Source organism: Burkholderia sp. Ax-1724, assembly GCF_011752995.1.
Classification (GTDB): Bacteria; Pseudomonadota; Gammaproteobacteria; order Burkholderiales; family Burkholderiaceae; genus Paraburkholderia.
In genome coordinates this window covers 1-12,083 of record NZ_VWWL01000004.1, presented here as the reverse complement: position 1 = coordinate 12,083, position 12,083 = coordinate 1, and the positions used below count along the sequence as shown (strand labels likewise).

Sequence of the window (12,083 nt, the reverse complement as noted above, 5' to 3'; positions counted from 1 at the left end):
GGTCCGCCAACAGCCGTACATTATGCTCACTCGCAAGCGGACTCTTTGGGAGTACTGGGAATGAACCGTCAACATGTTACGTTGGACCAGATCAACATCGTAAGCGGCGATGTTGAAGCGTCGATCGCGTTTTATCGTCGGCTAGGTGTCGATATCCCGGAGCAGCGCGTTTGGCGCACTGCAAGCGGGGCTCATCACGTTGGCGTTGGAGAGGACGGGAATGCGGCAATCGATTTCGATCTCGACAGTGTGGGCTTTGCCCGGATCTGGAATAGCGGTTGGCAGGGGCGCCAGGATCTCCGCGGCAAAGTCGTTGTCGGCTTCAAGCTCCCATCGCGCGATGCGGTCGACACCACGTATGCCGATCTGACCAGCGCCGGTTACACCGGACTTCAGGCACCTTATGACGCATTCTGGGGGGCGCGATATGCCGTCGTCGAAGACCCTGATGGGGTTGCCGTTGGCCTGATGAGCACGCCCGTTGCGGAACTACGCTCCGCGCCGCCGGAAGTCTGATTTCGCGCGCCGCTCAGGTGCGATGTCCCATCAACGCCAGCAGTAGCGACAACGTCACCACCGAGCCCACCGTCGAAAGCAGAATCGTGCGCGACGTGATGTGCGCTTCACGTTCGTAGAACTCCGCGAGCATGAACGGCCCGGTGCCGGTCGGCAAGGCGGCGAGCACGACCGCCATTTCGACCAGCATCGGCGGGAGCTCGAACACGCGCGCCGCGAGCCACCACGTCAGCGCGGGCTGGCCGATCAGCTTGGCGCCGGTCAGCCACAGCGAGACGCTGCCCGCGCCGGCGTCGGACGGACGTTTTTCGGCGAGAAAGAGGCCGAGGCTCACGAGCGCGCACGGGCTCGCCGCGCCGGCGAGCAGCTTCAGGAACGTGTCCGCGCTCGCGGGCATTGCGATGTGCAGGCTCGCGAACAGCACGCCGGCGATCGGCGAGACGATCAGCGGATTGCGCGCGAGCGAGCGCAGCACCTTGAGGCCGAGCTTGTGCGGCGTGCGCTCGGTTTGCAGGCCGATTTCGATCAGCACGATCGCGAACGCAAACAGCACGCACGCGACGAGGATCGTCGCGATCGTGGTCGGCGTGAGGCTCGCCTGGCCGAACGCGATCACGCCGAGTGGAAAGCCGATATAGCCGGTGTTCGGATACGAGGCCGCAATTGCGTCGACACTCGCGTCGGCGAGATGCCGGCCCTTCAGCAGGCGTATCGCGAGGATCAGCACGAACACGGCCACGCAGGCAATCGAAAACGTCGCGACGAAGGCCGGCTGATAAAGCTGCTGCCAGGTCGCGTGCGCCATCGTGTTGAAGAGCAGCGCCGGCAGCGCGAGCCACACCACGAATCGATTCAGTTCGGAAGCGGAGTGCGGTCCGAGCACGCCGCGCCGGCGGCACGCGAAGCCCGCGAAAATCAGGCCGAAAACGGGAAGCAGAATCTCGAGAGTGGCTAACATCGGTGTAAAAAATCGTGCGAAAAGTGCCGGGCGAGCGACGGTGAATGGGTACGGCAAATGGGGCGATCCGCCAGCGTAGTGGTTTACGTTGATACAATCCAATACTGTTTTCGAGCTTCAGCAATACCTTTTCTGCATCGTTAATCCGCGAGGGTATCGTGATCGACATCAAGCCGTTGCGCTACTTCGTGACGCTCGCCGAAACGCGTCATTTCGGCCGTGCCGCGGCGCGTCTGAATCTGTCGCAACCGCCGTTGAGCCGGCAACTCGCGGCGCTGGAGGCGAGCCTCGGCGTGAAGCTGATCGAGCGCAACCCGCGCAGCGTCACGTTGACTGCTGCCGGCGAGCGCTTTTATGCCGACGCGCTCGCGATTCTCGCCTCGGTGGAGCAGGCGGTTAGCAATGCCCAGGCCGCCGCGCACGGCGAGGCCGGCAAGCTCGCGATCGGCTTCACGATGTGCTCGGCGTATAGCGTCGTGCCTGGCTACGCGCGCACGTTCGGCGCCGCGTATCCCGAGGTCGAGTTGAAGCTGCGCGAAGTGGTGTCGAACGACCTGGCCGAGCAACTGCACGCCGGTCAGATCGATGCGGCGATCATGTTTCCGAACGTGCCCGACAAGGGACTCGAAACGCGCACGATTCTCAGCGAGCCGCTGTGCGTGGCGCTTGCGCGCAGCCATCCGCGGGCGCGCGCGCGGCGCCTGAAGATCGGGCAGCTGGCGGGCGAGCCGTTCGTGCTCGCGTCGGAAGAAGTCGCGCCGAGTCTGCGCGCGACGATTCTCGACCATTGCCGCTCGGGCGGCTTCGAGCCGGACATCCGCTTCGAGGTGCAGTTGCAGCAGACGGTGCTGAGCCTCGTCGACGAAGGCGTGGGCGTCGCGCTCGTGCCTTCGTCGATGCGCAAGGCGCAGTTGGCTGGCGTGGTGTTCAGGCCGCTCGTCGATGCTCCGTTGATCGAGCAGGTGCTCGCGTGGTCGCCGGCGAATCGTAATCCGTGTCTGGTGAGGTTTCTGGAGATGGCGTGAGGAGCGGGCGACTCGCTTACACCCGCTTATTCTCAATTACGCGAAGCAGGGGGCTACCGGGCGCCATACGGACAAAGAACTGCGGGGGATGAAAACCGGCCGAAACTTCCCGGAGCTCCGTCAACGACACCGTGCCGGCCAGTCTCTGCGGATCATGCAGGCCTAAAGCAAAGCCCTTGGTTACGCCGTCGAAATATTCGAAAAATTCGCGCCGGGTAATACCGCACACGTTGGCGAACCGCCGCCATAGAGTGGCAGGCGCAAGCGAATGGGCGGCGCTTACCCGTGCATAACCGACAACGCGGCCAACCGGCAGTTTGACGTAAATCCATACGAACGTCCCCGCCTTGACGTTCATTGCTCGCCGCCGGAGTTCGACGTGTTTGGTGCCTGCAAATATGTTCTCGGCGTGTCGTTCTTCAAGCGAGATCAGCACGTGTTCCGGATGTTCCATGGGTAAATCCTTCGTCGAGGATTCCGTGGAGCTGAGTGTTGTCGATTGCACGGGTTGTCAGAAGATGGTTTGGACTGCCGCAGCCCAAACGCTGGAGTGTCGAGCGCGGCACCGGGCGTTCAAGGATAACAATATTGTCAAAGACGGTCACCGTTTTTACGTCGGATCGACCGATTGCTTCGAGTCCCGTGGAGTCCAGAACGGATGGATCGAGGTCCGTATGTTCCATTGCTTCCTGGGACTTCAGATAGGCGTGCTGGACGCGCGCGATCGCGACTATTGCGCCTAGACCTCGATCTTTTTCGGATTCATAGAACAGGATGAGGTTACCACGCTTGAATCGCTTGAGCGTGGTCGCACTGCTTAAATAGTGTCGCTCTTTGTAGAGCTTGGCTCGTGCGTTAGGCAACAAGCTTTTCTGCGGAGAGTGCGCTAAAAGATGTTCGGCAAAGCTGTGCCGAACCGGTGTAATGACCGCCGGGCGCCCAGGCAGACAAAACAGCACAGGTGAAAGAGAGGTTTCCAATGCCATCAACGAGAGATGTCCCGCATTGCCGTCGGGTCTGAGCAAGCGGATCTGTTGATCGATGTCCCGAAACCTGGGCGGTGTTTCAGGTAGGCGCACTCGGCTCGCGAGAAAAATACCGTTTATACGCTCGACCCAATTCGACTCGGTGATGATGCCGCCCAAAGCCAGCTTGGTCAGCGAGGCATCGCCCGGCAACCCGCCAAACCCAAGCACCGAGGCGATTTCGCGTATTTGTGCCTGCTCTGGCGGAAAGATCAATCTGATCTGCGAAGTGTTTCCGGCTGTTGCCTGTTCGATCAGGTAACCGAGCATGAGGCGAGCCGCATTGCCTGCCTCGGGCTGTTCCTTGTCCACAGCCAGGTGCGCGATGAGCGCGTTGGGCGTTACCGTTCTTGGCCAGGCGAGATAGCCGATCAGGACGTCCTCGCAGAATACGCCATAACGATTGGAGACATGCTCGTTCGAATCGACAACTGCCCATTCCGTGACGATTGCCGAGCCAGAGATTCCAAGCCGCAGCAGAAGCTGGTGAACGGCAATTTCTTCGGCCCGACCAATAGGGGCAATCGCGAGCGAGCTACCAGTCCGGGTTTCGAAGACTTCTTCCCCTGACTCTCCAGCATGCAGGTCCTTGAACGCACGCGGAGAAATAACCTGAATTCTGTACTTCTCATTGAGTTTGACGGCAGCGTTGAGTATCGAATTATCGTTCGTGACGAGCCCTGTCAGCCTGTGCTGAATCGCCGTAGCCAAATGTCGCAGATCGGATATGTCATTGCTGCTGAGCGCACCGGTTGCGTGACGCTCTGGAAAGACGATGGACGCGAGGCCGGGCGCGAGCGCTTCCCATTCCTCCGAGGTCGGCGTTGGAAAGGACGGGAAGATGCGTGCATACGCCTGCATGGGGTCTGTCACGCCGACGCTTGCCGTACGGGTCAGTTCGTTCGAGATTTCCGTGCTGAGCGCAAGTCGGCAGGAGCCCGATCTTTCCATTCTGAAAAGATCCAGAATTTCCTCATTTCGGCGTCTGCGCGGGCCGAGATCGAATAGTACGTTCAGGTCCAGCAGAAAAAGCGGAACCTCGGGCGTATAGGTCGAACTGAGGCCAAGCGGATCGGCGGCATTGAGGCCGCTTGGTGCGAATAACTGCGGGGTGTCGAGTTCATGGCTGCGAACCAGGATCGTTCGGTTTTTCGTTTCTCCGCCTTTCTCGATGCGTTGAATGTAAAAACCCTGGCTTTCCCAGAACCGGTTCGCGTGGACCAGGTCCTCGGCGACTCGCGCGTAGATGGAAATAAAGGCGTGGTCTGTCAGGTACTGTTTGAGGTGATCGAGCAGACGGGCCGCAATGCGTTGCTTTCTGAACGGCGGGGCAACGAACATCTGCCGCACATGTCCTTTGGGATGCCTTGCTTCGAATAGCAGGTGACCTGCATACACGAGGCATTCGTTATCACATTTGACGGCGACAAGCAGTTGTTCTTTTCGAGCAAAGTCTTCGAACATGCTGGAAGGGAAAAATCCAAGAGCATGTTTGTCGCTGTCCGCGGCCTGATTGACGGCTGGAACAAATGGCGCGACTTCGTGATAACGATCGAGAATCCTGATGGAGCGGTTTCCGGCAAACATCCCGTTACTAAGCCTCACAGCGAGACGCCGCAAGCGTACTGTGCCCGCTGCGACTCGACTGCAGACAGACGGCTATTGCGGTCAGGTTGAATTGAGCTGTCTTTGGACAGCGTTCAGAAAAGGAAGGTGTAAAGATAGCACTGTTTAGGCAATCTTAATAATGAGAGTTATAGAAAATGCGTAATGATTAAATGAGGATTAAGCGAAGAACTATCTTATAAATATCCGTGCTGAAAATGGAGTAAGAGACCTTGTCTTCGTGTCGAAAAGCAGCGCTTTTAGTGCAGTGGTCGGCAGCGCGCCCCTACCCTGCCAAGCGTTGCCGTTCACTCCACCCACCACGCACCATCAAGCGTCCTTCCCACCCACCGCCCGCTGCTGCGCAATCAGATCCGCGAGCCGTGCAACCTGCTGCCCCTGCGCATCGAAGTTGCCGGCTTCGAGCCAGCGCGTATAACACGTACGCAACTGCGGCCATTCCTTGTCGAGGATCGAAAACCACGCCGTATCGCGATTGCGTTCGCGATACACGATCGCCTGGCGGAAGATGCCCTCGAACGTAAATCCATAGCGCAACGCGGCCGCGCGCGACGGTTCGTTCAGCGAATCGCATTTCCATTCGAAGCGCCGGTAGCCGAGCGTGTCGAACACTTCGCTCATCAGCAGGAACATCGCTTCGGTGGCGACGCGCGTGCGCTTCACGCGCGGCGAGTACGTGACGTGGCCGACTTCGATCACGCCGTTCGCCGGGTCGATGCGCATCAGCGCGAACGTGCCGACGGCTTTGCCGGTCGCGAGATCGATCAGCGCGTAATGGCGCGGGTCCGCCGACGCCGCCATGCGCGTCAGGTGCTCGCGATACCCGGCGAGACTGTCGAACGGACCGACCGCGAGATAGGTCCAGTCGCGGCTATCGGCGGCCGAGCTGTAGGCGTCGAACAGGTCCGCTGCGTGACGTTCGACGTCGACCGGTTCGATGCGGCAATAGCGGCCCGCCAGCGGTTCGCGGCGCGGGGGCTGCGCGCCTTGCCAGCCCGGTACGGGCGCGCCGATCGGCTGCGCGAACGCGTTGAGTCTCGGTTCCATGTCTGCTCTCCTTGTCGGATGAAATGAGTCGTCGATGATGGAGTACGATACGGCAAACGTGGCATGTTCAAAAGAGCCATCACGCGCTTATTCGATAGGTCCAGCCAACGATGATCGAAATCATAGGTCCGCTTGTTCATGCGACGAACGCCGAGGGCACGGCCAAACCGGCGTCGCTGCAAAAGCAGTTGATCGAGCGTTTGCAACAGGCGATTCTCACGGGCCGTTTGCCGGCCGGCTCGCTGCTGCCTTCGTCGCGTTTGCTTGCGACCGAAATGGGCGTGTCGCGCAACACGGTCGTGATCGCCTACGAGCATCTGGCCGCGGTCGGCTACGTGTTTGCCGACCGCAAGGGCACGCGCGTGAGCCGGCTGTCGAACCTTGCCGCGCGCGGCGCGGCACCGCTGCGTTCCGCCGCGTCCGAGGTCGCCTACGCGGCGCGTGTCGGCCAGTTCGCGGCGACGCGCGCGCCCACCGAAGACAGCTATGCGCTGACGCCCGGCACGCCCGCGCTCGACCGCTTTCCGCTCGCCGCGTGGCGGCGCGCGCTCGAACGTGCGATGGAGCGCTCGTTGCCGCTCGCGCTCGGCTACGGCTCGCCGGCCGGCGAACCGGCGCTGCGCGACGCGATTGCCGCGCATCTGCGCGTCGCGCGCGGCGTGCGTTGCGATGGCACGCAGGTCGTCATTACCGAGGGCGCGCAAGAGGCGCTGAACCTGTGCGTGCGCCTCTTCACGAATCCCGGCGACGTCGCGTGGGTCGAAGACCCCGGTTATCGCGGCGCGAAGGCCGCCTTCAATCTCGGCGATCTGCGCACGGTGCCGATTCCCGTCGATGGCGAAGGCATGGCCGTGCCCGCCGACGCGTGGGGCGCGCATCCGCCGAAGCTCGTCTACACGTCGCCTGCGCATCAGTATCCGACCGGGGCGGTGCTGTCGGTGGCGCGGCGGCTGGAGCTGATCGCGCAGGCACGGCGCTGCGGCGCGTGGATCATCGAAGACGACTACGACGGCGAATTCCGGCACACGGGCGAGCCGATCGCGAGCATGCAGGGCCTGCTCGACGACGCGCCGGTGCTCTATGTCGGCTCGTTCAGCAAGACGATGTTTCCGGCGCTGCGGATCGGCTTCGTGGTGCTGCCGCGCACGATTGCCGACGAGACCGCCGTCGCGTTGCAGGAGATGCTGCGCGGCGGGCATCGGCTGGAGCAACTGGCGCTTGCGCATTTCATCGGGAGCGGCGAGTTCGGACGGCATCTCGGACGCATGCGGCGCTTGTATCGCGAGCGGCAGCAGGCGTTGCGCGATGCGCTTGCCGTGCATTTCGTGTCGCGTTTTGCGGTGGATGCCGAGGCCTATGCCGTTGCCCAAGCGGCGCCGCATGCCGCGCCGGCGCAGATTCTCGGTGGCGATTGCGGTATGCATCTGACGCTGCGTTTGCCGGCGCGGTTGTGCGATCGGACGCTCGTCGAGCGCGCGCGGGCCGAAGGGCTCAATCCGCGGGCGCTGTCGGGTTTTGCGTTGCATGCCTCCGAAGACACGAATGGAATCGTGATCGGGTACGGCGATACGCCTGCCGAGCAGTTGGGGCCTGCGATTCGGGTGCTGGCAGAGTTGGCCGGGGAGATTGAAGCTGAGGCGGTTGAGGTCGAGTCGGTGGAAGCGGCGCGAACGGTGGCGAAAGGGATGGCGAAACGTGCCGTTAAAAGTACGGCTGGAAGTGCGGGGCAAGGCGTGTCGAAATCGCGCGTTAAGGTGACGCCGGAAGCCGGGCCCAAAGCGAGGCCAGAGGCCGGGCCCAATGCGAGGCTTGAAGCAAAGCCCAAAGCGGGCTCAAAAGCGAAGCCCAAACCCCGCCGGGCCACCCCTTCGCGTCCGTAAGTTTTACGTCTGTCCGCGCGGCCCATGTCGCGCTATCGTGTTGCTTATGCGCGGCGGGTCTGCCATGTCGATGTCCCCGCCCCGCATGCCACGTCCGGCCCACGGCCTGCCGCGCCGCAACATCGCGCGCGGCACATCGCGAGTCGCCACGGGCATAGGTATCAAGAATGCCCTGGTTATGCTTATCTTTGACGTTCTATCCGACCGGAGACGACATGAAGGAAATCGAACCGACCCCGTGGTTTGAGCTTGCCGACCATAGCCCCGTCCGCGAAGGGTGGTACGAGGTGCGGTTGACGAGCGGCGACACGGCGTTTGCCAAATTCGGCAACGGCATCTGGACCGAGAAGCCGTTGCTCGTGTTCACGCACTGGCGCGGGCTGTCCGCCGATCCTTCGAAAGCGGCCGATGGCGCAGCCGAATCGATCGGCGCCGAGGTTGCCGCGGCCGAAGGCGTGCGCGCCGCGTGGAATGTGTTCTTCCCCGGGCTCGGGGACGAGCAGCACAAGCCGCTCGATGCGCTGCCGAATGGGAAGGCGCCGCATTGAGCGTGCGAGCCTCGGTGTTTCGCCGCGTGTATGAACCAGCGAAGCGGCGAGGGCCACGCATCATGGAACGTTCGACGTTCATCGGCGGCACACCCCCGCGCCGCCGATGAACGCACGCACCGCACACCGCCACGCCGTCACCGCGCTCGCACCCGCATCACCCGCGCCGCTACAATTCCCTTCAGTCCTCCGACGCATACCCCAAGCCCCTCAAGCATGAATGCCACCCGAAACCCCGTCGACCTGCCGCGCGCCACACAACTGCTCAATCACGGACCGGTCACGATCATCACGAGCGCGCACGGCGGCCGCTCGAACGTCATGGCGGCGTCGTGGGCGATGCCGCTCGATTTCAATCCGCCGAAGGTGGTGGTCGTGGTGGATAGCCGCACGCTGACGCGCCAATTGATCGAAGCGAGCGGCGTATTCGGCCTGCAACTGCCGAGCCGCGGATTCGCCGCGCAAACGCTTGCGGTCGGCACGAACGCGGGCACCGAACTCGACAAGTTTTCCGCGTTCGGCCTCGCAACCTTTCCCGCGCAAAAGATCGACGTGCCGATGCTGGCCGGCTGCATCACGTGGATGGAATGCAAGGTGATTCCCGACGATAGCCAGCGGCACGATCTGATCATCGGCGAAGTGGTGGCCGCGTATGCGGACAGCCGCGTGTACTCGAACAACCGCTGGCATTTCGGCGACGATCCCGACCTGCGTACCTGTCACTACGTGGCGGGCGGCACGTTCTTCGCGACTGGCGATGCGTTCGAAGTGACGCCGGTGAGCGCGGCGTCGGCGCTGCCGGAGTGAGCGCGCGAGGCGGCTCGCTGAGGTGAGGCCGCCTATTTCGCGCGCAGAAACTTCCCCGCCTTCTGTTCGAGCAGCGCGACGAGTTCGGGCTGCATGAGCGCATAGTGATCGGGGATATCGAGGCAAACCACTTTTTTGCCGTTCAGGCACGCGCGAAATTTCGCCGCGAGCCGCGCGCGATGCGTCTTTTCCATCACGAAGACGACGTCGGCCCAGCGCAACTGCTCGGGCGAAAGCAGTACATCGGCATCGGCGGCGAGACCCGCCGAATCCGTTTCGACACCAGGCCAACTGGCGAACACCTGCTCCGCAGTCGGACTGCGCAGACGGTTCTTGCCGCAGACAAACAACGCGCGTATCACGATGGCAGCGAGTGCTCAGCAATAGCGAAGCGCATGCGGCTTATGTATTCGTCTCGACGTCGCCCTCGGCGAATGCCTTGAGCGCATCTCCCGCGAGACGGTAACGTACCCATTCGCTTTGCGGGGCCGCGCCGATCGACTTGTAGAAGCCGATGGCCGGCTCGTTCCAGTCGAGCACGCTCCATTCGAAACGGCCGCAGCCGGTATCGCAGGCGATCTGCGCGAGATGACGCAGCATCTGTTTGCCCGCGCCGCTGCCGCGCGATGCCGGCGACACGTAGAGGTCTTCGAGATAAAGCCCCTGCTTCCCGAGCCATGTCGAATACGAAAAGAAGTACACGCAAAAGCCGACAGGCTCGCCATTCATTTCGCAGATGAGCGCTTTGGCGGGAACACCCGCGGAAAACAGGCTCGTTTCGATGTCTTTGACGGTGGCGACGACTTCGTGCTCGGCTTTCTCGTACACTGCGAGTTCGGTGATGAAGCGAAGGATCAGGGCGGCGTCGGCGGCGGTGGCGGGGCGGATCTGGATGGTCAAGGTTGGGGCTCGATGAGTTGTTTGAGGGATCGTGGGTACATCGTAGCGTTTAATGTGTCGTTGTGGCGAGTGTGTCGTGATTGCGCTGGCCATGACGATTGACGTACCGGATCGAATTCGTTTACTGTTGCTCCATGAACTTCCACTCTCTTCTCCTTTCAGCCGTCACCACCACGACGACCACCTTCACAGGCGGGTCGTCTGGAGATTGCGCGCGCTAGCAGGAAGTACGGAAGCAGAGCAGCAGTGGCAAATCCCCAAAGGCCCCGCCGGAAACGGACGGGGCCTTTGGCGTTTCGGGTCTCTCCGTTTGCGGCATCCCTCGTGGTAATCGCGACATTCGAACCGACGGAGCATGACCGTGAACGACATCGACCATCGTGTACTTGGCAATAAGCTCGATCTTTTTCATCAACAAGAAGAAGGCGCCGGAATGGTTTTCTGGCACCCGCGCGGCTGGACGCTATATCGCGTGCTTGAAGATTATGTGCGGGCACGCATGCGTCGCGCGGGCTTTCGCGAGATTCGCACGCCGCAATTGCTGGCGCGCTCGCTGTGGGAAAAGAGCGGCCACTGGGAGAAGTTCGGCGGCGCGATGTATTCGCTCGCCGATGCCGAAGAAGGGCGCGCGCTCTGTCTGAAACCGATGAGTTGTCCGTGCCATGTGCAGGTTTTCAATCAGCGCGTGCGTTCGTATCGCGAGTTGCCGGTGCGCTATAGCGAGTTCGGCGCGTGTCATCGCGATGAGCCCTCGGGGGCGCTCGAAGGTTTGAAGCGCACGCGCGCGTTCGTGCAGGACGATGCGCATGTGTTCTGCGCGGCCGCGCATATCGAGGCGGAAGTGGGGCACTTCTGCGCGCTATTGCGCGAGGTGTACGCGGATCTCGGCTTCCCGGAGTTCAAGGTTGTATTGGCGACGCGGCCCGCGTCGCGTGCCGGCAGCGAGCAGACGTGGGATCGCGCGGAAGAAGCGTTGGCGAATGCCGCGCGAGCGGCGGGACTCGAATTCGATGTACTCGAAGGAGAGGGCGCTTTTTACGGGCCGAAACTCGAATTTCATTTGACGGATAGCCGCGCGCGCAGTTGGCAATGCGGCACGATCCAGCTCGATTTCGTGTTGCCTGAGCGGCTCGATGCGGAGTTCGTCAATGAGCGCAATGAACGCGAGCGGCCTGTGATGATTCATCACGCGGTACTCGGCAGTATGGAGCGGTTCATTGCGATGCTGCTCGAGCATGATGAAGGATGGTTGCCGGTTTGGTTGGCGCCAGAGCAGGTTGCAGTTGCGACGATTAGCGATGCGAGTTTGGGGTATGCGGAGGAGGTTTTGCGCGCGCTTGAAGATGTGGGCGTGCGGGCGGTACTCGATGGACGGCCGGAGCGGTTGGAGAAGAAGATCGTGGATGCGCGGGGGATGAGGGTGCCGGTTTTGGTGGTGGTGGGGTCGCGTGATGAGCGGGATCGGACGATGAGTGTTCGGTGGCGGGATGGGAGGAGGGAGGTGTTTGCGGTGGGGGAGGGGGTGGAGTGTTTGAGGGGGATGGGGGTGGTGCCTTTAGGGAGGAAGTAGTGGTCAGGAAGTCAGAGGTTAATAATAATGGCATGTTTGCGAACTCAACTATCAGGGAGTGTCAGAATTTCCGTGTTCAAGGCGGGTTGAAATTCACACGGATGGTCGAACGAATCGATCCTCATAAAGAATCGCGAACTGGTTCATGGCCGACTTCCAATCATGAGCGGCGCGTCCCCAG

General features: G+C 61.8%; 12 protein-coding genes. 6 read left to right on the top strand and 6 right to left on the bottom strand.

The window, feature by feature from the left end:
- Positions 1–60 precede the first annotated feature (60 nt).
- A complete protein-coding gene (locus F3J19_RS05865) occupies positions 61–516 on the top strand; it encodes a VOC family protein (RefSeq protein WP_167038732.1) in 456 nt (151 codons plus the stop codon).
- A gap of 13 nt (positions 517–529) precedes the next feature.
- Here F3J19_RS05865 and F3J19_RS05860 read toward each other — a convergent pair whose 3' ends face one another.
- Complete coding sequence (locus F3J19_RS05860; RefSeq protein ID WP_167038730.1) at positions 530–1,474, bottom strand: AEC family transporter; 945 nt, start codon at positions 1,472–1,474, stop codon at positions 530–532.
- A gap of 158 nt (positions 1,475–1,632) precedes the next feature.
- Here F3J19_RS05860 and F3J19_RS05855 point away from each other — a divergent pair, with 158 nt between their 5' ends.
- On the top strand, positions 1,633–2,499 hold the full coding sequence (locus tag F3J19_RS05855; RefSeq protein WP_167038728.1) for a LysR family transcriptional regulator: 867 nt from the start codon (positions 1,633–1,635) through the stop codon (positions 2,497–2,499).
- A gap of 16 nt (positions 2,500–2,515) precedes the next feature.
- Here the strand turns inward: F3J19_RS05855 and F3J19_RS05850 are convergent, their stop codons facing one another.
- The 3 genes from F3J19_RS05850 to F3J19_RS05840 all read right to left on the bottom strand — a co-directional run bounded on the left by F3J19_RS05850 (position 2,516) and on the right by F3J19_RS05840 (position 6,197).
- On the bottom strand, positions 2,516–2,953 hold the full coding sequence (locus F3J19_RS05850) for a transcriptional regulator (RefSeq protein WP_167038726.1): 438 nt from the start codon (positions 2,951–2,953) through the stop codon (positions 2,516–2,518).
- Positions 2,919–5,111, bottom strand: a complete 2,193-nt coding sequence (locus F3J19_RS05845; protein ID WP_167038724.1) for a GNAT family N-acetyltransferase — start codon at positions 5,109–5,111, stop codon at positions 2,919–2,921. Before F3J19_RS05845 ends, F3J19_RS05850 begins: the two co-directional genes overlap by 35 nt.
- 348 nt (positions 5,112–5,459) lie before the next feature.
- Positions 5,460–6,197, bottom strand: coding sequence for a GNAT family protein (locus F3J19_RS05840; RefSeq protein ID WP_167038722.1), 738 nt, complete (start codon positions 6,195–6,197; stop codon positions 5,460–5,462).
- A gap of 110 nt (positions 6,198–6,307) precedes the next feature.
- Between F3J19_RS05840 and F3J19_RS05835 the strand changes: the two genes are divergently transcribed.
- The 3 genes from F3J19_RS05835 (at position 6,308) to F3J19_RS05825 (ending at position 9,432) form a co-directional block, all read left to right on the top strand.
- Positions 6,308–8,077 carry a PLP-dependent aminotransferase family protein gene (locus tag F3J19_RS05835; RefSeq protein WP_167038721.1) on the top strand — a complete coding sequence of 590 codons (1,770 nt, stop codon included), beginning with the start codon at positions 6,308–6,310 and terminating at the stop codon, positions 8,075–8,077.
- Between the two features lie 215 nt (positions 8,078–8,292).
- Positions 8,293–8,625 carry a hypothetical protein gene (locus F3J19_RS05830; RefSeq protein WP_167038719.1) on the top strand — a complete coding sequence of 111 codons (333 nt, stop codon included), beginning with the start codon at positions 8,293–8,295 and terminating at the stop codon, positions 8,623–8,625.
- Between the two features lie 216 nt (positions 8,626–8,841).
- Positions 8,842–9,432 (top strand): flavin reductase family protein, encoded by a 591-nt coding sequence (locus F3J19_RS05825; protein ID WP_167038717.1) that lies wholly within the window; start codon positions 8,842–8,844, stop codon positions 9,430–9,432.
- Between the two features lie 32 nt (positions 9,433–9,464).
- On the opposite strand, the gene F3J19_RS05820 is transcribed toward F3J19_RS05825, so the two are convergent.
- Both F3J19_RS05820 and F3J19_RS05815 read right to left on the bottom strand, forming a co-directional pair.
- Positions 9,465–9,794: a low molecular weight protein tyrosine phosphatase family protein gene (locus F3J19_RS05820; RefSeq protein WP_167038715.1), complete on the bottom strand. Its 330-nt coding sequence runs from the start codon at positions 9,792–9,794 to the stop codon at positions 9,465–9,467.
- A gap of 40 nt (positions 9,795–9,834) precedes the next feature.
- On the bottom strand, positions 9,835–10,332 hold the full coding sequence (locus F3J19_RS05815) for a GNAT family N-acetyltransferase (protein WP_167038713.1): 498 nt from the start codon (positions 10,330–10,332) through the stop codon (positions 9,835–9,837).
- Between the two features lie 361 nt (positions 10,333–10,693).
- Here F3J19_RS05815 and thrS point away from each other — a divergent pair, with 361 nt between their 5' ends.
- Positions 10,694–11,902, top strand: coding sequence for a threonine--tRNA ligase (thrS, locus tag F3J19_RS05810; RefSeq protein ID WP_167038711.1), 1,209 nt, complete (start codon positions 10,694–10,696; stop codon positions 11,900–11,902).
- The last annotated feature ends 181 nt before the right edge of the window (positions 11,903–12,083 follow it).

Coding starts and splice junctions, on each gene's coding strand:
- F3J19_RS05865 (WP_167038732.1), top strand. CDS start 61: ATGAACCGTCAACATGTTACGTTGGACCAGATCAACATCGTAAGCGGC.
- F3J19_RS05860 (WP_167038730.1), bottom strand. CDS start 1,474: ATGTTAGCCACTCTCGAGATTCTGCTTCCCGTTTTCGGCCTGATTTTC.
- F3J19_RS05850 (WP_167038726.1), bottom strand. CDS start 2,953: ATGGAACATCCGGAACACGTGCTGATCTCGCTTGAAGAACGACACGCC.
- F3J19_RS05845 (WP_167038724.1), bottom strand. CDS start 5,111: ATGTTTGCCGGAAACCGCTCCATCAGGATTCTCGATCGTTATCACGAA.
- F3J19_RS05840 (WP_167038722.1), bottom strand. CDS start 6,197: ATGGAACCGAGACTCAACGCGTTCGCGCAGCCGATCGGCGCGCCCGTA.
- F3J19_RS05835 (WP_167038721.1), top strand. CDS start 6,308: ATGATCGAAATCATAGGTCCGCTTGTTCATGCGACGAACGCCGAGGGC.
- F3J19_RS05830 (WP_167038719.1), top strand. CDS start 8,293: ATGAAGGAAATCGAACCGACCCCGTGGTTTGAGCTTGCCGACCATAGC.
- F3J19_RS05825 (WP_167038717.1), top strand. CDS start 8,842: ATGAATGCCACCCGAAACCCCGTCGACCTGCCGCGCGCCACACAACTG.